Genomic DNA, 25,076 nt, shown 5'->3' with positions numbered 1-25,076 from the left:
TACACCTCCTCATTTGCTATCATTAACAAAGTTGGGGTTATTGATACTTTCCTTTTTCAGGTTTTTGTGTCTAATTTTAAGGAAAACGGAATTAAGGGCATTTTTTAACATTCGCAGCGAACAAAAATCCGGGCAGCTTCCGCCCGGATTTTTTTATGCTCATGCTGATCTTTTCAATAGTTCTGCTTGAGGTATTTTCCAAAGCTCCCGCCATTTTTTCAAGGCGGCAACCAGAATGATCAAGCCCAGGATTAACATGGTGATCGATAATACTCCGTTCAAGATGCTGAATCCTGCAGAGTCCGGGTTCAGGTATACGTTTTTCACCATCCAGTACCCTGCTACATTAACCGTTACATATAAGTAGGCAAGGGGTACTAGGCATGTCCAGATATACCAGCGTTTGTCTGCGATTTTCAATACGACGGTCGCACCGATGATGAGTCCAATCGAAGCCATGAGCTGGTTGGATACGCCAAAGAGTGCCCAGATCGAACCGATGTCCCCAGAGTAAAGCAGGTATCCCCAGATAAAGCAGGCTAACGCGCTGGCGAAGATGTTCCCTGGCAGCCAGTCGACTCGTTTTAATGGTTTATAGAACTCCCCGAAGAAGTCCTGGATCAAGTACCGGGCAACACGTGTCCCTGAATCGATTGCGGTTAATATGAACACCGCCTCGAACATGATGACGAATTGGAAGAAAAATGAAGCCAGTTTGTCAAAGAAGGGTATTTCGGTAAAAATATAGGTCATGCCGACAGCAAGTGTAACTGCCCCGCCTGTCCGTCCCTCCAGATTAATGCCGATTTCTTCACTGAGCTCGTCAAGGTGTACGGTTTCCATGCCTAATGTTTGAAATACTTCAGGTGTGGAGTTAATCGCAAAATAATCTCCTGGCTGCAGCGAAACCGCAGCAATCAATGCCATGATGGCGACGACACATTCGACAAGCATCGCTCCGAAACCAACGGATTTGATATCACTCCAACGGTTTAACATTTTTGGAGTTGTGCCTGATCCGACAAATGCATGGAATCCTGAAATCGCCCCACAGGCGATGGTTATTGAAATGAAAGGCCAAACTGGACCGGCTACGATCGGGCCCCCGCCATTAATGAATTCGGTAAACGCAGGAAACTGGATTTCTGGATTCACGACGAAAACACCGATAATCAATGCGGCAAATACACCGATTTTCATAAATGTACTCAAGTAATCACGTGGTGCCAGCAGCAGCCAAACAGGCAATGCGGCAGCAAAGAAAGCATAGATCGGCAAAATGATGGCAAGTGTACTCGCTTCAAGTGTCAATAATTCACCAAGTGCCGTTCCTTGAATGTTCGGACCAAGTAAAATTCCGGCCATGATGAGCGCGAACCCGACGATGGTCGCCCCTTTCAGGTTGCCGGTTTTTTTATGGTAAAGCCCTACACCCATGGCAATCGGAATGGTGATCCCGACAGCAAACGTCCCCCATGGATTATTTTCCAAAGCATGCAGCACGACCATTGAAAGTCCTGCCATCGTGATCGTAATGATAAAAAGCATCGCTAGTCCTGTACAGAATCCTGCTACAGGTCCAAGTTCCTCTTTCGCAACTTCCGAAAGGGATTTGCCGTCTTTACGCATCGACGCGAAGAGCACGACGGCATCATGAACGGCCCCCCCGATTACAGCCCCGATCAAAAGCCATAATAAACTTGGCAAATAGCCGAATTGTGCTGCAAGGATCGGACCCACCAAAGGACCAGCCGCAGCAATGGCTGCAAAATGGTGGCCGAATGCCACCCATTTATTTGTTGGAACATAATCTTTTCCATCTTCTAATTTATGGGCCGGAGTCGGCTTGGAATCATCAAGTTTTAATACTTTGAGTGCTATGAATGTCCCGTATAAACGGTAGGCAATCATTAATATACAAATGGAGCCTATGACAATTGTAACCGCATTCATATTTGAACCCCCTCTATTACTTACATCGTAAAAAAATGATATCACAATGAAAGCGAATTCAATGGGTTTTCAAGTTATAATGCAGATATCGAGGGATAGATTGCATTATCAAGAAGATAAAATGCAGAATTATGAAAATTTTTAAAAACCGATGAGCTGCTTTAGCTCCTTCACATACGTCCGGCTTACCGGGATGTTTGATCCATCACTCATAATGAGATTATAAGTCGAGTTGAACCAAGGCTGTATTTCAGAAATATGGATGACATTCACGATAAAACCACGATGCACCCGTAAAAATGAGCGCTTATCGAGCTTCTTTTCAAGCACGATGAGAGGGTCACCGATTTTATATTCATTTTCCTCTGTTTTAATGATCGTCTTTCCTTCCATGAGTCCTATGAACAAAATATGATCCCGGTCGATCAAAACGATCCGATCATCTATCACTACAGCCAATTTACCTGTCTGTTCCACCGCGGTTCGGCTGGCGGAAGCTGATGTCCTGGATTCGTCTTTCCCGATTTGACGCTGCTTCATGAGCTTATCCAATGTTTGCCGAATCCTTTTTTCATTAAATGGCTTTAATAGATAATCAAATGCATATAACTCGAAGGCTTGGAGGGCAAACTCATCATAAGCGGTCGCAAAAATAAGCGATGGTGCGGGGTCAAGTTCCGCCAATTGCTTAGCCAAATGCAAGCCATTTCCATCTGCAAGCTCAATGTCCAAAAAGACAAGTTCAGGTTTAAGTCGGGATATATCCCTTATGGCATCTTCTATCCCCTCAGCCTCACCCACGACTTCAACTTGCCTGCTTCTCTTCAATAGATATTTCAATTCATCTCTTGCCAGTGGTTCATCCTCTACGATAAATGCTTTCATCATCGTTGCCATATGCTCCTTTCGAGTGGTATTGATATTTTCACTTTTGTTCCGTGTCCCGTCTCACTTTCTATCGAGAGGCTGGCCTGTCCTTTATAGATCCCTTCCAGCCGTTCACTGATATTATGAAGGGCCGTTCCTGTACCCTTAGCCGATTCTACAGCATGCTTACCCAATTCATCTATTCTCCCGCTTGAAATCCCTTTTCCGTTATCTTCCACAACAATGCGCATCGCATCGTCTTTAAAGTATGCGTGAAGGATGATTTGACCTTTGCTTTTCACATGTGGAAATGCGTGGTGTACCGCATTCTCAACAAGTGGCTGCAACGTGAATGGAGGGATAAGAACTTCATTCAGCCTTGGCTCAATGCGATAGTCGATATGAAATTTATTTGGAAAACGCGCCTGCTCCAGTGATAAATAAGCATTAACATGCTCTAATTCCTTTTCTAGCGGCACCAGGATTTGTCGGGCTCCTTGTAAATTAGAGCGAAAGAAAGCACTGAGCTCCTGCAATAAACTTCTTGCCTTCTCGACATCCGTCCTGCATAGAACAGATATCGTATTGATTGCATTGAATAAAAAATGCGGATGGACCTGTGCTTGCAATGCCTTAATTTCAGCATCTTTCAATAATTTCGTTTGCATTTCCGCTTTAGCGAGTTCCAATTGAGTGGAAAATAGTTTGGCCAATCCTTCAGCTAACTCTTGTTCCACTTGGCCTAATTTATCCGGATGCTTGAAATACATCTTCAAAGTCCCGACCGTTTTCTGTTGGACCTGCAACGGCAGGACTACGGCCGCTTGCAATGGGCATTGATCATGAAAACAATAAATGTCCTTTTTTGTTTTGGCCACGATTATTTTCCCTTGTTCAAGGGCTTTTTTCGTTAAGCCTGTCGCTATTCCCACCTTAGGGACATGGTGATCAGACGCAGAGCCAACATGGGCAAGTACGCTATGATCATTGGTAATGGCCACGGCATCGGCTTCAGTCAGCCCCAAGATGATTTGGGCTATTCTCTTGCATGAAGTTTGATTCAGACCTTGCCGGAAAAAGGGCAAAGTCTGATCCGCAATCAGGAACGCAAGATTGGTTTGTACGGCCCGAGTCCGTGCTTCGTCCCTTGTGATCGACTGAATGATGAGCATGAATAGTAAAGTCCCGAACCCATTGATGATGATCATGGGAATCCCGATTACTTGTACGAGCTCCCACGCCTTTTCAAATGGTTTGGTAGTCACCAGGATGATGCCCATTTGGATCGCTTCCAATGCCATGCAAATGGGCAGGGCAAACCAAGGGGTAATCATCCCATGCTTTCGGCGCCTTTTCCCCAAAAGACCCGATAAAACCCCAGCCAAAATTGCAGCGATCGCACAAGCCCCCGCCGTAAAGCCTCCGAGAAAATAACGGTGAAGCCCCGCAATCAAACCTACTCCCAACCCAACAAAGGGTCCTCCCAGCAGACCGCCGATAGCCACGCCCATAATTCTTGTGTTAGCAATCGCGTTATCGGGAGCAATCTCAGCATGCCAATCACCATCCGGCATGGCATGAGTTCCGATTTCGATTCCTGTATAGTTACTTATGATGCCGAATGTTCCAAAAAGTGCGATAAACATGATTTTCTTCGACATTTCATGTTCATGGCCTATCATTTGCCGAAACGGTTTCATATAAGAAAGCAGGAAGGCAGCAATCACGATGATCCCCACTTTTTCAAACAGCGACGGTAATAAATCAACCAAAGCATTCACCCCCATTTCTGGCTTTTTCATTCATCTTACACCAGCCATGAAATCCTTGTCGAATTTTGTTTTAGGTTTAGGAGATGGGTGTATAAGCATTATTTTTAGAATTTCATCAATACTCTGTGTAAATAAGTTAGCAATTGAATAAAATCCAAACCCGACGTGCCGTATCATTTCTGAAATAGCAATCATCATTTTTGGAACCCATCACAAGGTAAAATAGTTTATTGTGAAGCGAGGAGAGTAAACAGGTATTTCATTTTAGGAACAAGTATGAGGTATGAATATGGAATTGAAAAATCAAATCATTTATATCAGTAAAAAAGTATTGAATAGTATTAAGAATTTCAAGTTTAATTTTGAAACTACTATATTTATCTTTGATAAAGAGCTAAATATTTTATACTCTAAGAGTAATTTTGAACATAAAGATATATGTAATTTGGTTATAAAAGAATCTGTTGAAAATAATGCATTTGTTTTAAGTTCATTGCAAAATACTACTGTAAAAACTAAAAATCAAATCTCCGGGAAGTATTTTAGTGTTTTATCTTCCCCGATCCATGAAATTAAAAATAAGGAATTGCAAGGGTATGTTGGTATAATCACAAAGGATGATAATGGAAATTTCGAAATGATTTCTGAAATGCTCGCTAATCAAATCTCCTACGAGTTACATGTGTATCGTGAGAAATTATTAATAGAAGAGATAATAAAAACAGATACATCATCTTTAATCACCAGGGAACAACAACATGAAGTTGAATTGCGAATAATAAAAAATATAACTCAAGGTCTCAAAGATAAAGAAATAGCTGATAATCTGAATATAAGTGTTTCTACAGTTCGTAACTATGTAAATAAAATGTTTGAAGAACTAGATGTTACATCCAGATCACAATTAATCAGCTTACACTATGAAAATAAATTGTATGAAATTCTTAATGAAATAAAGATAAATAACCGCTATTTTTAGTACTTATAGGAGGAGTTATGATTAGTAGAGTCAGAACTTTTTATACACTAGGGGTTATATCATTAATTGGTGCTGCACTATTCCCAGTAGGATATGTAAAATCTTTCAATATATTTATCTCGTTGTTTATTTTAGGTATATTACTTATCTTAATCGCTCAAATTCAAAAAAAAGAAAAATAAATTATGAAGGCCTTTTAAGTCTAAACTCTTGAGAGACCTTCATTATTTACCTATAAGTTGATACTATTTACTACTTGATGTAATCCTACAAAACACTAATATTATAGAGCTAGCCCATATAAGAGCTTATATGGGCATTCACAGTAGTATCATGAGCATCATAAATCTACACACATATATAACAATCAAAAATCAGCAGTAAAAACACCAATAAATTTAATCCCATTTCTTTTCTGCGAAATGGGATTTTTTATGCTTACCCGAAATATGTTATCTATTGTTAAGGGGGATAAAGCTTATATTATGGTAAAATTTAAAGGAATGATTATTGCGCTTGATAAAAAAGGAACTAAAGGGAATGTTTAAACTTCATGCGAACTTGGATCATTTGTTTATGCTTTCAGTTCAGGAAAATTTCATAATAAAGTAATAAGTCGGAGGCGATTAATGTGTTGGTAGTTACCACAGAAAAAATTGAAGGGTACAAAATTGTAGAGGTAAAAGGGCCTGCCTTCGGTCTAATTGTAAGAAGTAGAGGGATTGGCGGCGATATCATGGCAGGGTTAAAATCCCTGGTAGGCGGAGAAATCAAGCAATATACAGCGATGCTTGAAGATTCAAGAAAAGAAGCTATGGACCGTATGATAAAAAATGCCAATGAAATGGGTGCAAACGCAATTATAATGATGAGATATGATTCTGGGGAAATCGGTAAAAATATGAGCGAAATTGTTGCATATGGAACCGCCGTCATTGTGGAGAAAATATAATGAAATTCATCATAGGGTACTATATATTACAAATTATTATAGTTATCTTATGCATTTTACTTGGATACTTTATCTATGATAAACGGTTTAAACGCAATCACGGTGTAAAAGTTCCTGATGGATTTAAATCGACAGATGAAATAAATATAGACCCCGTGACTGGAGAAAAAACAAGGGTGTATTATAATCCTGATACGGGTGAACGCTTTTATAAAAAAGAAAAATAATTAAAAAGCCACGTTTTTACAATTAAAACCCCTTGTAACCATACAAGGGGTTTTGATAACGACATTATTTTTCCATTACAGGCTTATAGTGCCCTGGTATGTTTTGGGCTGAAATGGCCAATCGGTTCCAGCCATTGATCGTGATAATTATGGTAACGAGATCGATATATTGTTTTTCATCAAAATGAAGGCGGACCCTCTCATACAGTTCATCAGGTACACCGTTTGCAGAAATGACCGTGACCGCTTCCGTCAATTCCAACGCTGCCCTTTCCGAATCAGAATAGAATGGTGTTTCACGCCAAGCACTCAAACAGTAAATTCTTTGTTCCGTTTCACCCATCGCCCGGGCATCCTTTGTATGCATATCCAAGCAGTACGCACAGCCATTGATTTGAGAGGCGCGAATTTTAATCAATTCGATTAATGTGCTATCGATTTCCGTTGTTTTCTTGTACTCCTCCAAACCCATCATTAATTTGACCACTTCACGATTTGTCTTCATGTAGTTAATCCGTTGTTCCATGTCTATCTCCTCCATTATCTTTTTAGGTTCCACTATAAGACAAAATAGAGGTTTGATTTGTGACATCAAAAAAAGAGAGCCCTCAATCTATCACAGGAATATGATTTAATTTATCGGGATTGGTGACAATGAAGATTTTGCGGATATTTTTTTGTTTTGGATCTAATTCAAAGCAGATGACTTTGGTAGGCTTTCCTTCTTTCATTTGCAAAATTCCTTCCTGACCATTGACCATAACCGGAAGAAGTTCTCCTATGAAACCACCTTTAGCAGAAACGCCTTTAAGAAAGGAGGATACGCGCTGTTTGGTTACAATTGGATTTAATGCAGAAAGCACTCTTCCTCCGCCGTCAGTAACAAGGACAACATCTTCTGTAAGAAGATCCAAAAACTCCTCAAAGTTTCCTGTCGCAGATGCTTTTATGAATTTTTTTGCCAAAAGATCGACATGTTTCGTATCCTCCGGATGGACAGGCCTATCATTCTGTAATTTCCGCTTAGCCCGGCTGTAGATCTTTCTGCAGTTCACTTCATTCTTTTCGAGCATCTCGGCGATATCTTCATAGCTGTAAGTGAATGCTTCCCTAAGCACGAAAACCGCTCTTTCAACAGGTGAAAGCTGTTCCAGCAAAACGAGGAAGGCATATGCAACCGTTTCATCCGTTACGACCTTATCTAGAGGCTGATTTGTTTCGTTTACCCGAGGTTCTGGCAGCCAAGGACCTGTGTAAACCTCTCTTCTCTTACGGGCTGATTTTAAAAAATTCAGACAGCGGTTTGTCGTCATTTTCGCAAGATATGCTTTCATGTCCTTAATTTCGTCGGTATCAAGCTTAAGCTGCAGGAATAAATCATGAACGATATCTTCTGCATCTGTAACCGATCCGAGCATCCGGTATGCGATGGAAAAAAGAAACGGTCGATATGTCTTATACAATGTATCCAACTCCACTTGCTTCACCTATTTTCTATCAAATTCGTTTTCGAAATCCTATCACTAATTATTCTCTAACCCAATCATTTATCCTTCTTAATCTGAATAAAGCAGACAATCCTATCATACAAAAAAGAGCAGCAAAAGAGCTGCTCTCAGACTGTAGACAAACTAGCTACCTACCGTTCAACAGGATTCCTTTTTATGCCCACTTTTTAGACAAATATATGACCATCATCTGTCAAATGGTGTACCCATTTTTGGAAACTCATTTATCAAGGTGCTTCATACCATACGATATCATCAAACATTTTTACAACCCGCGGTATGAAGCCTTCTTCATATTCTTCCGGGTATTGAACGATTGCATAGTAAACGCGGTCGCCATGTTGAAAAACCGACACTGTACCCAATATGGAATAATTACTGCCCTTCTGACTAATGTCAAATTCCACCTCAGACCAATCAAATCGGTTAGGCGAATTATCAGATCGCTGTTTTATCTCAAAGTCGTTGCTTATCACAACTTCCCTCGCAAACTCCGCCTGTTCTTCTATTGTCGCATTCGTACCCTCACTTTTGGAAAATATCTGAACTTTGGCGTCCTCATTTCTCTTGCCTGCAAAGTTTGCAAAAACAATCATTGTATCTCCTTCACCAGAACTAGCCTCTTCAACGACCATGTCATCCACGATGTAGGTTGAGAATCCCAATGCCTGACTATGATGAAGCGTGAATTGGAATGGTTCTTCCATACCTTCTAATATGATCGTATCCGTTTTCGTATTTGGCAGATCTTTTGTCGGATTTTCACCCGATTCACCTGAAGAATCTTCATCTTGCCCGTCGGTTTGCTTAGGATTATCATTTGGCTTTTCTGAAATTGGCGGAGATTCCTTATTTCCCTCCTGGACTCCTTTACAAGCACTAAGTCCTGTTACCAAAAAAACGGCTGCCAAAATCAACAATATCTTTTTCATTGGAACCCTCTTTTCTTGTGTTTTAACAAATTATTATACGGTCCCATATGGAAAAAAGTTACACTATGCTTCATTGAAATATCAGAATTTATCGACTAAAAAAGATCGATACTCCACTCGTTCCGAAAAGAAAATATGAGATCGATTCACTTTGATGCGTCTATATCTTTATTTAAGTAAACTATTCAATAGATAGTTTGAATAGGGAGTGCTTGAATGTATGATAATGTAAAAAATCCACGTTCAAAAGGCCGCCAATTGGCGGCCTTCATAACTTCTACTAATTTGAAAAATAAATGTTTATGTATCGTTTATGGTTAAGATCCAATGCTATGTTCTACTGCAGTATCCCAACTAGGAAAATAATACAATGCATTCTTCATTAACTCCGGATCTGACTTCTTTACCTCTTTCTTTCGAGGTAGCTTCCCTTCTTTTTCTACTAAGTCAGAAATTTGATTCACGACTTCTTCAACACTCATATTTACTTCCATCTCTGTTCCCTCCTTCTTGTTATTATTTATATTTTTTCCCAATTTATGAAAAGTAATACAATTTTTCTATAGTTAAACTACCAGTTTAGTTTAAGTAGGTTATTTGAATGTATGATAATTGAAATGATTGTACAGACAAAAAGCCAACGAAATCGTTGGCTTTTGTCTAAATAATTCACAAATGCTTTTCCAAGTTAACGTTTGGTCCACCTTTGGTTAATGCTAAATACTTTCTAGAAGTAACATGATTAATAAACGACAAGCATAAGGAAACCGAAGCAATAATAAATACCATACTATGCTATATCGCTGTCCCTGTATCCCCATGTTTTACTTTTTATGAATAGTTTCGCAGCCTAAAATAATTGTTTCAGCGATCCCCTATCATTCTATGTAAAGCGATTTGCTGCTCCTCCTTCATATCAGCTCAGGAGTAGGTCCAGGGTTTTGCTTAAATAGGTTTTCATGATGAGCTTCAATCGTTTGCAAGAAGCTTTTCATCGAGTTTGTCATATAAGCATCTTTACGGTGAATGAAAACTGTCGAGATATTGCGGTATTCTTCCGGAATTGGATGCACGTGGACTTTTTCATTGGCTGTTAGGTGATTTACCGCCGAATGTGGTACGAGGGTAATGCCAAGGCCGAGTGTTACGCTGGTTAAGATCGTTTCCAATACATTGAACTCCATAATCCTTTTGGGCATCACTTCTTCTTCCCTCAGCCATTGTTCCAGTTTAGAGCGATAGCCACACCCCTGACTGAATACTAAAAATGGTTCTGTTATGATTTCTTCAAGGTTAAATGTTTCATTTCTTGTAACTAATACAAGTTTTTCTGTACATACATCGTATGGCTGAATGAGCGGATGTTTGATCGGTCCTGTAACAAAAGCGCCATCCAGCCTGTGTTCAATGACATCTTTGATTAAGTCTTCTGTTAACCCCGCCTTTATGGATAAATCGACATTTGGATACTGTTTATGATAGGAGGCTAGAATCTTGGGAAGATCGCTGACCGTTTCAACTGTACCGATATTCAATATCCCTGTAGGTGTTTCACTATCCAGAAATACTTGCTTGAGTTCTTCCACATCAAGCAAAATTTTGTTTACATACTCCAGCATTTTTCTGGCCTCCGCAGTTAGAGACATGCCACGTTTATGCCTGTTGAATAAAGGCGTCCGTAACTCCTGCTCTAAATGCTTAATCCTCGCCGTTACATTGGATTGGACGTAATTCAACTCAACGGCCGCCTTACTTACGCTGCCATATTTAGCGACGCACTGGAATATTTGCAAATCCCGCATTTCCATAAAAGTGCCCCCCCCCCTTTTCAACTATCATTAATAATGATGATTATATTCATTTTAAGTCATTTTACATGATAATGACTTTATCATAAGGTGTGTATAGGAATTAAATCAATCATTATTTTTGAGGGGAAGCTTTTATGAAAAAAAATCAAGTTTTAATCGGTGCACTTTTATGTCTGACTGCCAGCATTTCTTGGGGAGCGATGTTTCCAGTTGCAGAAAGGGCCTTAATGTATATTGATCCTTTTTATTTCGCTTTTTTGCGATATTTAGCTGTTAGCGTCATTTTAGGGATATTGCTTTTAATTAAAGAGGGTAAGAAGTCTTTTAGCCTGGAAGGGCAAGGAAAGAAATTATTGTTTTTTGGGACGATGGCGTTCACTGTATACAATTTTCTCATTTTCGCAGGTCAAGACTTACTGGGACATAACGGGGTGATTGTTGCCTCCATCATGGAATCATTAATGCCCATGATTTCAATTTTAATTCTGTGGGTTTTCAAAAATGCCAGACCCATGAAGTATACCATCGCCAGCATGTTCCTTGCCTTGATAGGGGCCATTCTTGTCATTACCAATGGCAGCTTATCATTCGTATTTTTATTGAAAGATAGTATCATCCCTATCCTTTTCATTCTTATCGGGGTTATAGGGTGGGTTATTTATACGATGGGCGGCAACCAATTCAACGGATGGTCAACACTTCGCTATTCAACTTTAACGTGCATTTTAGGAACAGCCGTATCAGCCATCATAACATTCCTCGCAACGGCAATGGGCCTGTCCGTCCCTACGGCAGAGGTTATGCAATCCATTTATGGCGAGATGATTTTCATGATTATTTCCCCTGGTGCCATAGCTCTTTTAAGCTGGAATTTAGGCATTAAACTTTTAACGCCGATCAATGGAATCCTATTTATCAATTTAGTTCCAATCACCACGTTGGCCATCGTTTTCATCCAAGGAGGATCACTATCATCCTACGAATTACTCGGAACTTTTTTAGTGATATATGCTTTGATTCAAAACAATTATTTTCAAAGAAAGAACTTGCCTTCCCGGGTTAAGGAAATGATCCAATTGAAAAGAATCATTTAATTAAAGGTACACAACATCAATAGGAGGGCAACAATGGATTTATTAACGCTTATGCTAATCTTTGGATTGGCTGTACTTTGGGAATTGGCAACGATTAATAAGAATGTGAAAAAGATGAATGAGCAAAATGCAGAATTGATCAATCTGTATAATGAAAGAAGGAAAAGAATTCAATAAAATAGACTTTTGGCAATACAATGTAAAAAAGCCTCTCATTTAGAGAGGCTTCAGACTGTAGTCAAACTCGATGAAAATCGAGTTTGTCTACAGTTTTTTTGCTTGCACAAATTTGGATAGAGCTCTTTTTGCCTGCAGCCTTTTTTGCATTTTTGATGATCGTACTATTCACCAAGCTTCTTCCGGATATCCGCTGCTACGTTCTTTAGCGCCTTTTTCGATCCCCGCTCTAAGTCATGGTTCAATTTCCTTTCTTTGTAGCTGACAAATAAAGAATCGAGATCATAGCCTTCAGGGTATAAATCGACGGCCTTTATTTCAAGCTCGAGCTTATTGGCATGAACCTCCTTGAAGGTATCTTCGAAAAGTACGACGACATTATTGTAGGAGTCCTTTTTCTTATAAACGATCGCGTGCCCATTCAGTTCGCTTACCTTCACTTTGTCGCCGACTTCATATTCATAAGATGATTCTTTAGGAACGTCCGCTGGCTTCGCTTTTTTGATTTTACTTTCCTGGACATGCTCCAAGTCGTAGTCTTTATTTTCGATATAGAGCTTTGCCTTTTGCAGAACTTTTTCACGGACATTCATTTTTTTGGCTATCCAAAGGGCATTGCTTTCCCCGGATTGACCGATCAACAGCTTATATTTTGGCTCAAGTGTTTCACTGTTGAATTGCATGGCCGCATTCATGAAATCACCGTGTATTTCCGAATAGCGCTTGATTTCACCATAATGGGTCGTCGCAACGGTTATGCACCCCCTTTGATAAAATTCCTCAAGGATGGCAATCGCCAATGCGGCTCCTTCATTCGGTTCCGTTCCGCTCCCGATTTCATCGAACAGCAGCAAGGAGTTATTGGTTATAGCCCCCATGATTTCCGAGATGTTTTTCATATGCGATGAAAACGTGCTCAGTGCATTTTCCATGCTTTGATTATCACCGATATCGACGAATACCTGGTCAAAGACGGCAAGCTCCGTCCCCTCTTTCCCGGCAACATGCAGTCCTGACATGACAGCCAATGTAAGGATGCCGATCGTTTTCAGCACGACAGTTTTCCCCCCGGCATTAGGGCCTGTAATAATCAAGCTGCGATAGTCCTTACCGATTTCAAAATCCAAAGGTACGCTGTCTTGCGGCAATAGTGGATGTTTACAGCCCGTTAATTTAATATACCCGTGATCATTGATTTTCGGTTCGATGGCATCCATGCTTTTACTGAACTTGGCTTTTGCGAAGATCATGTCATATTGACTGATTAACTCGATGTTTATCTTGATTGGTTTCAGCTGTTCGAAAACCGTTCCGGATAATGTGGCCAAAAGCTGATACTCTTCCATCGATTCTTCCGCTTTTAAGCTTGCCAATTCTGCATTCAATTTCGTAACAGAGGCAGGTTCAATGAACACGGTAGCCCCTTTTGCGGATACTTCCACGATCGTTCCGGCCACTTGATTTTTATAGGAGGCTTTGATCGGGATGGTGTAGCGATCATCCTTTTTACTGATGAAAAATTCCTGAATGAACTCTTTATTGGCTCCGCTCTTCAAGAACTTATTCAGCCGTTCCTCTATTTTACCTTCTGTCTTGATGATTTGGTTCCTAATCCGTTTCAGGTCCTTGCTTGCTTCGGAAACGACAGAATTTCCCTTTATGGTGAATTGGATTTCTTCTTCGATGCTCCTGAATTCAGTCATGGAGCGGGCATAGGAATGCAGTGTCGGTGCAAAGAACTCTTTATCGGTCATGAATTTCTTGATATTCCTGCAGCCTCTTAAGAAGTCTGCTATCGCCACTAACTCTGACGGCTCCAAAATCATTCCTTTTTCCAGTTTGTCGATATGGAGGCCAATATGAGAAATGCCTTTTAAGGGAATATGGCTTTCCGCATTCAGTAAGTTCCTTGCCTCCGTGGTCTCGTTCAAACGATTTTTAACGACCTTCAAGGTGCTGCTCGGCTTAAGCTGATCCAATAACGCTTTCCCTAAACCACTTACGCAATGATTTTTAACCATTTCCTTGAGTTGGATATATTGTAATTTTTCATAAGTCATTGTATTCATCTAATGATCCTCCTTGAATGAGTGAGTGATTAAAATTCCCGAATCCAAAAAATGCCCGCAATGGTCCCCCCTACCTTTACAAATGAACAAGCCATTTGAGTAGAAAGCTCCTGCGGGCATCGGCCTTATCCATGGATAAGTGCCTAAAATCGATAACAAATAGGGCAGCTCGAATAGACCTGCGTACACAAAAAAGCATGATAGGACAAATCCCACCATGCTTTTCGCCGTAACACCTGCATGTTACACGATTTATGGAAAAGGAAGCAGTCTTAAGGTAGGTATTCACAATGCAGAATTACACTGTGAAAAAAGGCATACGTAATCCACTGACATATCAGTGATTAAATACCTTATTCAACTAAATTAGTTGATACCTACTCCCGACATAAAACACCACACCTTTTCTTAGATTGGAATTAACATACCATATCAGTAAGAAAGAGTCAATTCGTTTTTTGCCATTTTCCAAATTTTTATTAAAAGATTCAAGAAAACAATGCAGCCAAGCCCATGGTTCTCCCCTTTTCATTGTCTGAATATTTACTTTAAAATCGGGGTATGTTATCCTTATATTGACATAAACTAAAAACAGCCTCATGCGCTAACATGAGGCTGACAACTAGCAAGAGTGGCTGGTCACAACTAACTTAATTAATCGTCAGAAGAAGAACCATTGCCATCTTGGGAGGATGAGTGGTTCTTTTTCCGTTTCTTGGCGAACATAGACAGGATAAGACTGGTTGCTACAGCAACAAATATCTCTTTACCCATATCTGTAATCAAGTTCAATAAGAAATGAATCAAGCGGTCACCTCCTTTCCAATCTATCATTAGATGGAAAAGCAAAGCGTGACCTACCACTCTATCCTCAGTTGTTCCTCTATTTTATCATATTTTTACCTTAATGGTAATTATATGAAAATAAACAAGTCCAGCTAACATTTGACGCCAGGTAAGTCATTAATAAAAGGGGATTATCCATTGGATAATCCCCTTTTCGGTTTAAGCTTCATCACTCATTATGAGAGGGACTGTTTTCCCTTCGTTCACGTTGATCAATCCATGGTCGGTTATTTTCAGAGCCGGGCTGACAGGAAGCGATAAGGTGCTTAATGACATAATGACATTATAATGTTCGTAGCCTAACGATTTAAGTGCATCTGTCAGGTGCTGAACTTGCTTTGATACGATGTCCATCGGCTCTTCGGAAAGAATCCCTCCTACCGGCAGAGGAATCATCGATAGGACCTTGCCATCGTGGACGCAGCAGACACCGCCTTGCTTCCTTATTACTTCGTTAGCGGCAATCATCATATCCTGCTTGTTATGGCCAATCACCAAAAGATTATGGTTATCATGCGAATAGGTTGTTGCGACAGCTCCACGCTTCAATACATCGCCGGTAATCAACCCGTGTGCCCGATTACCGTTTTTCCCGTATCGTTCGAATGTGGCGATTAAACCATAAGGGCTTTCCTCCCAGCTTAATTGACCATTCTTCCCATCTAAATGATCATTGGTTTCAGATGTGAAAGTAGAACCGTTCTGCACGTTTATGATCCGGCACTTGCTGCTTTCAAGCCTATCCGGGATCGTGATGTTAAAATCGTTTTCGGTAAGTTCCGCAAGCTTCACACTTTGATAGAAATGCTCAGGAAATTGTTCTTCCTTCACTTCTTGGACATATGGCCGTGAAGATTCATAAACTAGCTCACCTTTTTTGTATACTTGTTCAATTTCAAATGTTTCCAAATCCGATAGCAGCAGGAAATCTGCTGTTTTTCCAGGTGCAATGGCGCCGCGGTCATACATCCGCATCCGCTGTGCAGGTGTATAGGTGCATGCATAAATGGCTTTTTCCGGAGTCATCCCCATTTGAACGGCTTTCTTTAAAAGGACGTTCAGATGTCCTCTGTTTTGGAAAGAATCGGTCATGACATCATCGGTGACAAAGCAGAAATGTTCATCCACCTGATTTTCCTTCAAGTAATCTATCACTTCTTCAGTCATTGATTTCTCTTGAATCTCAATGAACATCCCGGCAGCGATCCTCGCATCCATCCCTTCCACAGTCTGGTGTGTATGATCTGAATTCACTCCGGCATTTATAATCTTTTGCAAGTCCAAGTCGAGCAGCTTTGGAACGTGACCCTCTATGATCAAATCTGGATAACGGGAACGGATATGGGACAAGATCTTATTCGTTTTGCAATCCGGGTCGGTTATGACCTCATAGTAATTCATGATCTCGCCGAGACATATAATGTCCTCTGTTTGCATCAATTCGTCAATATCATCTATTTCGATCGAACCGCCTGTTGTTTCCATCGATGTGGCTGGAACGGAACTCGGGATGGCATAAAACATATCCGCTACGCAATCTTGACTTGCTTTGATCATTTCCTTCACACCGGAAATGCCGAAAACATTGGCCATTTCATGCGGTTCCGGCACGATCGTCGTCACACCGTTTTTGATTAACCCGTAGGAAAAAGTCGCAGGCGTCACCATCGTACTTTCAATGTGGAGATGGATATCGATCAGACCTGGAACCATATACTTCCCCTGTCCATCGACGATTGTATCCGGCTCGAAGGCATCCAATTCACGTTCTCCAATATAATAGAACTTTCCATCCTTGATGGCTGCATTCCCTTTAATGAATCTTTTAAAATAGCTGTTAAACACGTTGATATCCCTTACAAGCATATCCATTCGCATAACTTACCCTCCTAAGCTAGTCAACAAGCACCATCTGGTTTCTCGGAATTTCAAGGATGATTTCCTGACCCGTCCGATAGGATTCCGCCATTTCCTTGTTCACAGTGAAATCCCCTATTGGAGTTTCAACGACATATTGATAGCTTCTTCCAAGATACGTACTTACCTTGACTCGGCCAGGTAAACTATTTTCCTGAACAGCTCCCGTGTTATCTTTTTCCCGGATCAACAGATCGTCAGGCCTGATGGCGCCTATTTTTCCCGTTGAATTGCTCATCTGCGGATCCTTGTGCAGCACATATGAGTATCCAGATTTGTTCAGTTCGATTTTACCGTCATGATCTGTCCGCTTATCGAAGTCAATGAAGTTCTTGAAGCCGATGAAGTCCGCGACAAATTTGGTTTCAGGATATTTGTAAATGGTCGCAGGGTCACTTAGCTGTTCGATGATCCCTTTGTTCATGATCGCCACCTGGTCGGATATCGAAAAGCATTCTTCCTGGTCATGGGAAACATATACCGTTGTAATCCCCAGCTCTTGTTGGATACGGCGAATCTCGACTCTCATATTCACCCTTAAGTTGGCATCAAGATTACTCAATGGCTCGTCAAATAAGAGGATGTCCGGCTCAATCACCAGCGCCCTGGCAATCGCTACCCGCTGCTTTTGCCCTCCGGAAAGCTCTTGGGGATATCGTTTTTCAAAACCTTTCAAATTAACGATTTCGAGCACATTCATTACTTTTTTTTCGATTTCACTTTTAGCATTCTTTCTCAGACGGAGACCGAATGCAATATTATCGAATATCGACAAATGCGGAAATAATGCATAGTTTTGGAACACAAAGCCAAAGTTCCGCTTATTGACGGGCACTTTCGTATAGTCCTTTTCCTTGAATAAAAACTTCCCTTCATTCGCCTGTAAAAACCCGGCAATTAAACGCAGGGTCGTCGTTTTCCCACAGCCGCTCGGGCCAAGAAGGGATACCAGTTTCCCTTTTTCAATCTCTAGATTGAAATCTTTTAATATATTCTGTTTGTTATATGCTACAGATATATCCTGTAAAGTGAATAAAGCCACCCATCATTACCTCCTTTATCGTTTTGTGAAATAAGACAATCCCATGAGCCGTTCTACTATAAACATGAAGAAAGCCGTTATGAACATGAGCAATACGGAAATGGCCGAAATGGTGGGATCGAAGTAGTTCTCCACATACGTCAGCATCTGAATCGGAAACGTACTTACCCCAGGGCCTGTCATATAAACTGAAATGTCTACATTATTGAAGGATTCCAAGAAGGCGATCATGACTGCCGCCAGAATTCCTGATTTTATATTCGGGAGGACGACTGTAAAGAATGTGCCCAATTTACTCGCTCCGAGACTCTCGGCCGCTTCTTCAATGGAAAAGTCAAAGTTTGATAAGCTTGAAGAAATCACACGGATGATGAAAGGCAGCATGATAACAGTATGTCCCACAAACAGGGCCGCATATATCGGAAGCTGATAAGTCCCCACAATGTAACGTAAAAACGCAAAGCCCAGCACTATTCCCGGTATTAATATTGGCGAAACGAAAAAGGCATTTATCACGCTTTTCCCTTTGAAATCAAACCGGCTTAATGCATAGGCAGCCGGCACTCCCAGTAACAGTGCCAAGAGGTTGCCACCCAGTGAAACAAGGATGGAAGTTTTAAAAGCGACCAAAAACATGTCCACATTAAAAATATTTTCGTACCATCTTAAAGAAAACTCTTCTGGCGGGAACTTCAAAATATTTCCGCCTTCAAATGACGTAACGGATATGATAAGCAAAGGCCCTAGTAAAAAAAGGAACACCAGGAGTGTAAACAGGGCCAATCCTCGATTTTTTTCCTGCATACACCTCTACCCCTTTGGATTTAATTTTTTTGCCAAACCATTCATGATCGATATGATCAGAACTGTCACGGCAATCATTATCGTAGCGACTATCGATGCCACTTGCCATTCGTTCAATGTAATCGCGTTTTGATAAAGAAAGGTCGAAATGACCCGCTGTTTCCCGCCTAATAAAGCAGGCGTAGTATAAGCCGTGAAGCTTCCTACGAAAACAAGGATGCTGCCAATGACCAAACCTGGAACCGAAAGCGGAATGATCACTTTTGAGAATACGGCCAACCTTGATGCTCCAAGGCTTTCCGCCGCTTTTAATAAGTCAGTCTCGATGTTCTCCATCACACCCACCAGCGTCACGATGATCAATGGCAGGAATAAATGGACCAATCCGATGATGATGGCAGTGGGCGTGTACAATATATCAAGCGGCTTATCAATCAAGCCCATGCCCATAAGCAATTTATTCACCACACCGTTTTTACCGATGATCACCATCCAACTGAATGAGCGGACAACAGGGCTTGTTAATAGCGGGAAGATCGTCAGCAAAAGCATGATGGCTTTTTTTCGTTGTTTCAGTTTTGAAATATAATAAGCTGCTGGAAATCCCAATAGAATGCAAATGATTGTCGTGAACAGACTCACCCTAAGTGTCGTCAGCAGAATTTCAATAAAGTATCGGTCTTGGAAAAAGTCGAGATATCCTTGTATGGAAAAACCGCTGCCTTCATGAAAAAAGGTCGTGCCAATCGTCATTAGGATCGGAATGATCATGAAAATCGTTAAAAATAGAACGCCTGGTAACAGCAACAGGTATAGATAGCGTTTCTTCACCTCGGAACCCCCTGTTCGTATTATTTATGAATTGATTATGCGAATGAACAGGTCGAAAAACGCTTCCGCATCGACGTCCAGACAAACTTGCGCATTCGGCTGCTTCATCAGCCTATTTTGAAAGTCGCAAACCATCTGTCCGTCACAAAGCTCGCTTTTTGTTTCAACATCCACATAATATTCTTCTCTGGTGACAAGATCTTCTTGCAAAGCAATGGCTACAGCTAATGGATCATGCATCGCACATGCCCATATGCCGTTACGTTCAAAATACCTTTTCCGATAATCTGATGTGCTTTGCCTTATATAGTCAGCAAGTTCATGGTTTTGAATCAATTGGATATGCTCTTCACCCAATAAAACCTTTCTCGTGACATCAAGACCAACTTGCGTGATCGATGCGAATCCCGCCTGTAATACGATTTTGGCTGCTTCAGGATCGACATACGTGTTATATTCAGAGGTTGGCGTGACATTGCCAACCCCTTTGACAACTCCGCCCATGAAAATGACTTCTTTAACGAGCTTGGTGATTTGCGGACATTTTTTCACCGCCAATGCCAAATTCGTAAGAGGTCCCGTCATGACAAGCGTCACTTCACCAGGAAAATTCAAAATGGAATTGATGATGAAATCAGAAGCAAATCCATCATCAGGCCGCTTTTTGACTGGCACATCCTTCAAGGCTCCGCCAATCCCGTCTTCGCCATGGATCCGGTGTTCAAAAAAGGGGCTCCTGATAATTGGGCTATCTGCCCCCTTTATGACTGTAATGTCCTGTTCATTCAATAAATCCAATATTTTGCATGTATTCAATGTGGCCGTATCAAGTGATACATTCCCGTTCACTGTCGTGACCGCCAATATGTCGAATTGACGGCTTTTAACAGCAAGAATGATCCCGATTGCATCATCTATTCCAGTATCCACATCAAGAATCATTTTTTTCTTCATCAAGCACACCTCGTTTCTTTCTTAGTGTGTAAGCTCACGATTCCAACGATCGATCCATTGTTTCGAGTTTTCATTAACAAACTTCATGTCCAATACACGCAGGCTGTCAATGACGTCAGCTCCATAGGTTAAGCCTTTCGCTTCCGTTTTAGAGAGCTCGACTTCCGTATTGACAGGAGAATCCACTTTCGCTTTCGCTGATTTTCCCTGAACTTCCTTGCTTAAGATGTAATTCATGAATTCGCCGGCCAATTCTTTTTGATCGCTGGCTTTAACAATATTCACCGTATTCATCACTGCGTAGCCGCCTTCTTCAGGGGAAATGAACTTAGCATTGGGAACGGCTTCTTGTAAATCGCCAAAATACATTTCCATGATCGGGCCTGCAGCGATTTCCCCTTGCGAGAACATGTTGACGAACTCTGATGTTTGCCCATATTCCTTTACCGCATTCGGCATGATCTTTTTCATTTGATCGAAGGCTTTATCTTCATTGAACTCTTTACTTCCGCTAACTTTTGAAGCGGCATCCAAAAACATCGGTCCAGTTGTCGAAGTGATGGATGGGATCGTGATCTTCCCTGCCATATCCTTGCTCCAAAGATCTTTCCAAGAGGTGATCGGTTTACTCAATTCATCGGGATTATAGGCAATCCCAAATTGTGCAATCGTATAGGCTGGTCCATACTCAGCACCATTCGGCGCTTTTGCTTTGTCGTATATATGATCAATATTCGGAATTTTGCTATGGTCAACTTTCTCAAATAACCCTTCATCGATGCCCTGCTGTGCATAGTAGTCGGATAAATAGATAACATCCACATCGCTATTCGCTTGGCGTACTTTGTTCAATCGATCTGCATTATTTCCTGAATCAACGACAATCTCGACATTATGCTTCTTTTCAAATGGCTCATAGACTTCAGGACGGAAGAAATCATCGGCGAATCCCCAAGTGGAAACGACTAATTTCGCTGGTTTTTCCTTTCCATTGTCCTTTGAAGAGCATGCAGCTAAAACTAATGTGAACAGTGATAACATCATCAATATTTTTTTCATCATCCAAACCTCCAATTTTATATTGTTTAAACTTTCCTTTTTACTTATATAAATGTAAAAAAAGACAATCTTAAATAGAATTGAAATTCTACCCAAGATTGTCTTTTCTTTGTAAACAAAGATAAAACTTATCATTTGGTTCTCTAGCGGCGTTCCCTCCAGATAAATCCGAAGGGAAATCCATTTATATGATTATATAATTTTTTCCTTCAATACAATATTGGTGAATGCCAGCTGTGTCGCTGAGTCATAATCCCTCAGGACAGCTTCGATATCCCAATTCGTTTGCGTTTCCAGCTTTTGTTTCAGTTTCTTTTTATAAAGCAGGGACATATGGAAGTCAACCTCCTGCTTCAGGCTGGGAACTTCCCCTTCTAAAGCTTCAGAGCGCGGGGCACGTCGATGTTTGGCCTGAAATGTAATCACATTCTGCTCAACAGTAACCTTCAGCAGCGTCGTACCAAAGCCGAACAATTCCTTCGATACCTCATTATACATATGAGAAAGCAATTTCTTCGTTTCGTTAGCGTTTATCGGTAAGATGACTATCACCTGCCAAACTATCGTTTGAGGTAATTATATATACTTTTTCTTAATTGCACAAGATAATATTCGGATTTTGGATAAAAAAAATGTTTTTTCTTATTAAATAGTACGTTTACTCACCAATACACGAATTATAAAAATAAGCAATAAAGATTTCAATATATTCATATAACTTTTTATCCAATCCAGCACCTTCTATTAATGAAAACTTTTTCAGAGAAATAAGCACAAGATTGAAAACAGTTGATATAACCTTGCATCGCATTGAAAACGCTCTCAAAGGGATTTAATATAGCTAGTATAGAGCGATAAAAAATAAAGAGTATCAAAGGCTCGTTAAATGAGGGAGGAATCATTATGAAGAAAGCTTTCGAGAAAGCGCAGCAATTCGGTAAATCTTTTATGCTCCCGATTGCCGTTTTGCCAGCGGCCGGTTTATTGCTGGGAATTGGCGGTGCTCTTTCTAATCCAAATACAGTTGAAGCCTATCCATTTTTAGACTTTGCTTGGCTGCAGGCCATTTTCACGATAATGAGTTCTGCAGGAAGCATCGTATTCGGCAACTTGCCGGTTATTTTTGCCGTAGGTGTTGCAGTAGGGTTGGCACGTTCGGATAAAGGTACCGCTGCACTGGCTGCCATGATTGGCTATTTTGTCATGAACAGTTCAATTAATGCACTGCTTCAAATAAACGGGGAACTTGCCAAAGACAATTTGGCAGGTGCCGGACAAGGAATGGCGGTCGGGATCCAGACACTGGAGACCGGTGTGTTCGGCGGTATCGTAGTAGGGATCGTTGCCGCACTTTTGCACAATAAATATAATAAAATTCAGCTTCCGCAAGTGTTAGGGTTTTTCGGGGGTTCCCGTTTCATTCCCATCATCGTTTCCTTCGCGTCCATCTTGGTTGGAGCCGTGCTTTTTATCGTATGGCCTTATTTCCAACTTTTCATAAACCAATTAGGTGCGCTGGTAACGAGCACAGGTACGATCGGGACTTTCTTTTACGGATTCATATTACGGATGCTCGGGCCGTTAGGGCTGCACCATATCTTCTACCTTCCCTTCTGGCAAACAGCTTTAGGCGGAACGATGGAGATTAAAGGGCAGCTTGTCAGCGGGACCCAGAATATCTTCTTTGCGCAATTGGCCGACCCAACTACCGTCAAATATTATGAGGGTGTTTCCCGGTTCATGTCGGGACGGTTCATCACGATGATGTTTGGTCTGCCTGGCGCGGCATTGGCCATTTACCATTGCGCTAAACCTAAAAATAAGAAAGTCGTGGCCGGTTTGCTGCTTTCAGCTGCCTTGACCTCTTTCTTAACAGGCATCACCGAACCGCTTGAATTCAGTTTCTTATTTGTCGCACCGATCCTTTATGTTTTTCATGCCTTGTTTGACGGACTTGCCTTCATGATGGCAGATATATTCAATATAACGATCGGTCAAACCTTCTCTGGAGGATTTATTGATTTTACCTTATTCGGGATACTCCAGGGCATCAGTAAAACAAACTGGATTTATGTACTTCTCGTCGGCATTCCGTGGTTTTTCCTATACTACTTCACTTTTAAATTCTTGATCAGGAAGAAGAATTTGAAAGTGGTTGGCCGTGAAGATGATGAGCAGGCCGCTGTTACACAAGTAACGGCATCAGAGAGAACCCAGACCATCGTTAATGGATTGGGCGGACAGGAAAATATCGAGATCGTCGATTGCTGTGCAACCCGTCTCCGTGTCACGGTAAAGGATGAAACATTGGTGAAAGAAGACGTCATAAAACAAACCGGTTCAAAAGGTGTCGTAAAAAAAGGAAACGGCATTCAAATAGTTTACGGTCCCCAAGTGACGATCATCAAAAATGAAGTGGAAGAATTCTTGGGACATTGAGAATATAGACAACGATAAGGATGTGTTAAACATGCAACAGGTGCTGGATAAAATTCACAAGGGCTTAATTGTATCATGTCAAGCATTGGAGAATGAGCCGCTGCACAGCTCTTTTATTATGGGACGCATGGCCATTGCTGCCAAAGAAGGCGGTGCGAAGTGCATTCGCGCAAACTCTGTAGCTGACATAATGGAAATCAAGAAAAATGTGGACCTTCCAGTCATAGGGATCATTAAACAGGTGTATGGACAAAACGATGTCTATATCACTCCCACCATGGCCGAAATTGATGCATTGATGGGAACCAAATCTGAAATCATTGCGACGGATGCTACATCCCGTGTAAGGCCGGACGGTAAAACGCTAAAGCAGTTTTATGGTGAAATAAGAGCAAAATATCCGGACGTCCTGCTAATGGCGGATGTATCCACCATTGAGGAAGCCAAATACGCTGACGATTTAGGATTCGATATTGTGGCGCCCACTTTATACGGCTATACGAACGAAACTCTCGGCGAGAAAATATATCAGGATGACTATGCTGTGCTCAAAGAGATTGTAAAAGCAGTGAACAAAGCGAAAGTGATCGCTGAAGGAAATGTCATCACACCAGAAATCGCCCGCTCTGTTTTGGATATGAACGTCCATGCAGTAGTGGTGGGCGGTGCCATTACCAGGCCGCAGCAAATCACCAAAAGATTCGTGGACGCCATCCAAGAATAGAAAATGGCACATGGTAAAGAAAAGACCCAGACTGGCAGCAGTTTGGGTCTTTTTTTCGATTCAAATTGCTGCAAACGTTCCTCCGGTTATTGACGTCCCTACTGGATACATTAAACTAT

The 25,076-nt window shown here is 41.1% G+C and carries 25 protein-coding genes; 8 read left to right on the top strand and 17 right to left on the bottom strand.

The window, feature by feature from the left end; all coding sequences use genetic code 11:
- Positions 1-159 precede the first annotated feature (159 nt).
- The 3 genes from cstA to ACQKMF_RS21195 form a co-directional block, all read right to left on the bottom strand.
- The gene (gene cstA / locus ACQKMF_RS21205) at positions 160-1,953 is read right to left on the bottom strand and encodes a carbon starvation protein CstA (RefSeq protein WP_402940799.1); all 1,794 of its coding nucleotides are present in this window, start codon (positions 1,951-1,953) and stop codon (positions 160-162) included.
- A gap of 141 nt (positions 1,954-2,094) precedes the next feature.
- The gene (locus ACQKMF_RS21200; RefSeq protein WP_402940796.1) at positions 2,095-2,841 is read right to left on the bottom strand and encodes a LytR/AlgR family response regulator transcription factor; all 747 of its coding nucleotides are present in this window, start codon (positions 2,839-2,841) and stop codon (positions 2,095-2,097) included.
- Positions 2,838-4,622, bottom strand: coding sequence for a LytS/YhcK type 5TM receptor domain-containing protein (locus ACQKMF_RS21195; RefSeq protein ID WP_402940793.1), 1,785 nt, complete (start codon positions 4,620-4,622; stop codon positions 2,838-2,840). The genes ACQKMF_RS21200 and ACQKMF_RS21195 overlap by 4 nt, the downstream gene beginning before the upstream one ends.
- A 259-nt stretch (positions 4,623-4,881) precedes the next feature.
- On the opposite strand from ACQKMF_RS21195, the gene ACQKMF_RS21190 reads away from it, so the two are divergent.
- The 4 genes from ACQKMF_RS21190 to ACQKMF_RS21175 all read left to right on the top strand — a co-directional run bounded on the left by ACQKMF_RS21190 (position 4,882) and on the right by ACQKMF_RS21175 (position 6,750).
- Positions 4,882-5,571, top strand: coding sequence for a response regulator transcription factor (locus tag ACQKMF_RS21190; protein WP_402940790.1), 690 nt, complete (start codon positions 4,882-4,884; stop codon positions 5,569-5,571).
- 17 nt (positions 5,572-5,588) lie between these two features.
- Positions 5,589-5,753 (top strand): hypothetical protein, encoded by a 165-nt coding sequence (locus ACQKMF_RS21185; protein WP_427574820.1) that lies wholly within the window; start codon positions 5,589-5,591, stop codon positions 5,751-5,753.
- A gap of 449 nt (positions 5,754-6,202) precedes the next feature.
- Positions 6,203-6,523, top strand: coding sequence for a YbjQ family protein (locus ACQKMF_RS21180; protein ID WP_402940787.1), 321 nt, complete (start codon positions 6,203-6,205; stop codon positions 6,521-6,523).
- Positions 6,523-6,750, top strand: coding sequence for a hypothetical protein (locus tag ACQKMF_RS21175; RefSeq protein WP_402940784.1), 228 nt, complete (start codon positions 6,523-6,525; stop codon positions 6,748-6,750). Before ACQKMF_RS21180 ends, ACQKMF_RS21175 begins: the two co-directional genes overlap by 1 nt.
- Positions 6,751-6,814: 64 nt before the next feature.
- Here ACQKMF_RS21175 and ACQKMF_RS21170 read toward each other — a convergent pair whose 3' ends face one another.
- The 5 genes from ACQKMF_RS21170 to ACQKMF_RS21150 form a co-directional block, all read right to left on the bottom strand.
- A complete protein-coding gene (locus tag ACQKMF_RS21170) occupies positions 6,815-7,276 on the bottom strand; it encodes a carboxymuconolactone decarboxylase family protein (protein ID WP_264895571.1) in 462 nt (153 codons plus the stop codon).
- An 82-nt stretch (positions 7,277-7,358) separates the two neighbouring features.
- Entirely contained in the window at positions 7,359-8,213 is an 855-nt protein-coding gene (locus tag ACQKMF_RS21165; RefSeq protein ID WP_427574817.1) for an RNA polymerase sigma-70 factor, read from the bottom strand.
- 272 nt (positions 8,214-8,485) lie between these two features.
- Positions 8,486-9,190, bottom strand: a complete 705-nt coding sequence (locus tag ACQKMF_RS21160) for a hypothetical protein (RefSeq protein WP_402940778.1) — start codon at positions 9,188-9,190, stop codon at positions 8,486-8,488.
- A 317-nt stretch (positions 9,191-9,507) separates the two neighbouring features.
- The gene (locus ACQKMF_RS21155) at positions 9,508-9,684 is read right to left on the bottom strand and encodes a hypothetical protein (RefSeq protein ID WP_402940775.1); all 177 of its coding nucleotides are present in this window, start codon (positions 9,682-9,684) and stop codon (positions 9,508-9,510) included.
- Between the two features lie 417 nt (positions 9,685-10,101).
- Entirely contained in the window at positions 10,102-10,998 is an 897-nt protein-coding gene (locus ACQKMF_RS21150; protein WP_402940772.1) for a LysR family transcriptional regulator, read from the bottom strand.
- Positions 10,999-11,135: 137 nt separating this feature from the next.
- Between ACQKMF_RS21150 and ACQKMF_RS21145 the strand changes: the two genes are divergently transcribed.
- Both ACQKMF_RS21145 and ACQKMF_RS21140 read left to right on the top strand, forming a co-directional pair.
- Positions 11,136-12,095, top strand: a complete 960-nt coding sequence (locus ACQKMF_RS21145) for a DMT family transporter (protein ID WP_427574814.1) — start codon at positions 11,136-11,138, stop codon at positions 12,093-12,095.
- A 33-nt stretch (positions 12,096-12,128) separates the two neighbouring features.
- Positions 12,129-12,272, top strand: coding sequence for a YrzO family protein (locus ACQKMF_RS21140; RefSeq protein WP_133350491.1), 144 nt, complete (start codon positions 12,129-12,131; stop codon positions 12,270-12,272).
- A 164-nt stretch (positions 12,273-12,436) separates the two neighbouring features.
- Here the strand turns inward: ACQKMF_RS21140 and ACQKMF_RS21135 are convergent, their stop codons facing one another.
- The 9 genes from ACQKMF_RS21135 to ACQKMF_RS21095 all read right to left on the bottom strand — a co-directional run bounded on the left by ACQKMF_RS21135 (position 12,437) and on the right by ACQKMF_RS21095 (position 22,337).
- The gene (locus ACQKMF_RS21135; RefSeq protein ID WP_427574812.1) at positions 12,437-14,341 is read right to left on the bottom strand and encodes an endonuclease MutS2; all 1,905 of its coding nucleotides are present in this window, start codon (positions 14,339-14,341) and stop codon (positions 12,437-12,439) included.
- 654 nt (positions 14,342-14,995) lie between these two features.
- Entirely contained in the window at positions 14,996-15,148 is a 153-nt protein-coding gene (locus tag ACQKMF_RS21130; protein ID WP_153246156.1) for a hypothetical protein, read from the bottom strand.
- A gap of 198 nt (positions 15,149-15,346) precedes the next feature.
- On the bottom strand, positions 15,347-17,065 hold the full coding sequence (locus ACQKMF_RS21125) for an adenine deaminase C-terminal domain-containing protein (RefSeq protein WP_402940762.1): 1,719 nt from the start codon (positions 17,063-17,065) through the stop codon (positions 15,347-15,349).
- A gap of 16 nt (positions 17,066-17,081) precedes the next feature.
- A complete protein-coding gene (locus ACQKMF_RS21120; protein ID WP_427574810.1) occupies positions 17,082-18,146 on the bottom strand; it encodes an ABC transporter ATP-binding protein in 1,065 nt (354 codons plus the stop codon).
- A gap of 15 nt (positions 18,147-18,161) precedes the next feature.
- Positions 18,162-18,950 (bottom strand): ABC transporter permease, encoded by a 789-nt coding sequence (locus ACQKMF_RS21115; RefSeq protein WP_133350517.1) that lies wholly within the window; start codon positions 18,948-18,950, stop codon positions 18,162-18,164.
- Positions 18,951-18,956: 6 nt separating this feature from the next.
- On the bottom strand, positions 18,957-19,781 hold the full coding sequence (locus ACQKMF_RS21110) for an ABC transporter permease (RefSeq protein ID WP_427574807.1): 825 nt from the start codon (positions 19,779-19,781) through the stop codon (positions 18,957-18,959).
- Between the two features lie 24 nt (positions 19,782-19,805).
- Positions 19,806-20,735 carry a nucleoside hydrolase gene (locus tag ACQKMF_RS21105; RefSeq protein ID WP_427574805.1) on the bottom strand — a complete coding sequence of 310 codons (930 nt, stop codon included), beginning with the start codon at positions 20,733-20,735 and terminating at the stop codon, positions 19,806-19,808.
- Between the two features lie 21 nt (positions 20,736-20,756).
- A complete protein-coding gene (locus ACQKMF_RS21100) occupies positions 20,757-21,794 on the bottom strand; it encodes an ABC transporter substrate-binding protein (protein ID WP_427574803.1) in 1,038 nt (345 codons plus the stop codon).
- A gap of 192 nt (positions 21,795-21,986) precedes the next feature.
- Complete coding sequence (locus tag ACQKMF_RS21095; protein ID WP_095679093.1) at positions 21,987-22,337, bottom strand: DUF2294 domain-containing protein; 351 nt, start codon at positions 22,335-22,337, stop codon at positions 21,987-21,989.
- A 360-nt stretch (positions 22,338-22,697) separates the two neighbouring features.
- Between ACQKMF_RS21095 and ACQKMF_RS21090 the strand changes: the two genes are divergently transcribed.
- Both ACQKMF_RS21090 and ACQKMF_RS21085 read left to right on the top strand, forming a co-directional pair.
- Positions 22,698-24,233, top strand: a complete 1,536-nt coding sequence (locus ACQKMF_RS21090) for a maltose/glucose-specific PTS transporter subunit IIC (protein WP_427574801.1) — start codon at positions 22,698-22,700, stop codon at positions 24,231-24,233.
- Positions 24,234-24,264: 31 nt separating this feature from the next.
- The gene (locus ACQKMF_RS21085) at positions 24,265-24,957 is read left to right on the top strand and encodes an N-acetylmannosamine-6-phosphate 2-epimerase (RefSeq protein ID WP_427574799.1); all 693 of its coding nucleotides are present in this window, start codon (positions 24,265-24,267) and stop codon (positions 24,955-24,957) included.
- Positions 24,958-25,076: the final 119 nt, after the last annotated feature.

Source organism: Peribacillus sp. NPDC101480 (assembly GCF_050277335.1).
GTDB lineage: Bacteria > Bacillota > Bacilli > Bacillales > DSM-1321 > Peribacillus.
Note: the sequence above shows the minus strand (reverse complement) of the source record. Positions and strands in the feature narration are given on the sequence as shown.

Excerpts from the sequence above, each read along its gene's own strand:
- cstA (WP_402940799.1), bottom strand. The coding sequence starts at position 1,953 with ATGAATGCGGTTACAATTGTCATAGGCTCCATTTGTATATTAATGATT.
- ACQKMF_RS21200 (WP_402940796.1), bottom strand. The coding sequence starts at position 2,841 with ATGATGAAAGCATTTATCGTAGAGGATGAACCACTGGCAAGAGATGAA.
- ACQKMF_RS21195 (WP_402940793.1), bottom strand. The coding sequence starts at position 4,622 with ATGAAAAAGCCAGAAATGGGGGTGAATGCTTTGGTTGATTTATTACCG.
- ACQKMF_RS21190 (WP_402940790.1), top strand. The coding sequence starts at position 4,882 with ATGGAATTGAAAAATCAAATCATTTATATCAGTAAAAAAGTATTGAAT.
- ACQKMF_RS21185 (WP_427574820.1), top strand. The coding sequence starts at position 5,589 with ATGATTAGTAGAGTCAGAACTTTTTATACACTAGGGGTTATATCATTA.
- ACQKMF_RS21175 (WP_402940784.1), top strand. The coding sequence starts at position 6,523 with ATGAAATTCATCATAGGGTACTATATATTACAAATTATTATAGTTATC.
- ACQKMF_RS21170 (WP_264895571.1), bottom strand. The coding sequence starts at position 7,276 with ATGGAACAACGGATTAACTACATGAAGACAAATCGTGAAGTGGTCAAA.
- ACQKMF_RS21160 (WP_402940778.1), bottom strand. The coding sequence starts at position 9,190 with ATGAAAAAGATATTGTTGATTTTGGCAGCCGTTTTTTTGGTAACAGGA.
- ACQKMF_RS21155 (WP_402940775.1), bottom strand. The coding sequence starts at position 9,684 with ATGGAAGTAAATATGAGTGTTGAAGAAGTCGTGAATCAAATTTCTGAC.
- ACQKMF_RS21150 (WP_402940772.1), bottom strand. The coding sequence starts at position 10,998 with ATGGAAATGCGGGATTTGCAAATATTCCAGTGCGTCGCTAAATATGGC.
- ACQKMF_RS21145 (WP_427574814.1), top strand. The coding sequence starts at position 11,136 with ATGAAAAAAAATCAAGTTTTAATCGGTGCACTTTTATGTCTGACTGCC.
- ACQKMF_RS21140 (WP_133350491.1), top strand. The coding sequence starts at position 12,129 with ATGGATTTATTAACGCTTATGCTAATCTTTGGATTGGCTGTACTTTGG.
- ACQKMF_RS21135 (WP_427574812.1), bottom strand. The coding sequence starts at position 14,341 with ATGAATACAATGACTTATGAAAAATTACAATATATCCAACTCAAGGAA.
- ACQKMF_RS21125 (WP_402940762.1), bottom strand. The coding sequence starts at position 17,065 with ATGCGAATGGATATGCTTGTAAGGGATATCAACGTGTTTAACAGCTAT.
- ACQKMF_RS21115 (WP_133350517.1), bottom strand. The coding sequence starts at position 18,950 with ATGCAGGAAAAAAATCGAGGATTGGCCCTGTTTACACTCCTGGTGTTC.
- ACQKMF_RS21105 (WP_427574805.1), bottom strand. The coding sequence starts at position 20,735 with ATGAAGAAAAAAATGATTCTTGATGTGGATACTGGAATAGATGATGCA.
- ACQKMF_RS21100 (WP_427574803.1), bottom strand. The coding sequence starts at position 21,794 with ATGAAAAAAATATTGATGATGTTATCACTGTTCACATTAGTTTTAGCT.
- ACQKMF_RS21090 (WP_427574801.1), top strand. The coding sequence starts at position 22,698 with ATGAAGAAAGCTTTCGAGAAAGCGCAGCAATTCGGTAAATCTTTTATG.
- ACQKMF_RS21085 (WP_427574799.1), top strand. The coding sequence starts at position 24,265 with ATGCAACAGGTGCTGGATAAAATTCACAAGGGCTTAATTGTATCATGT.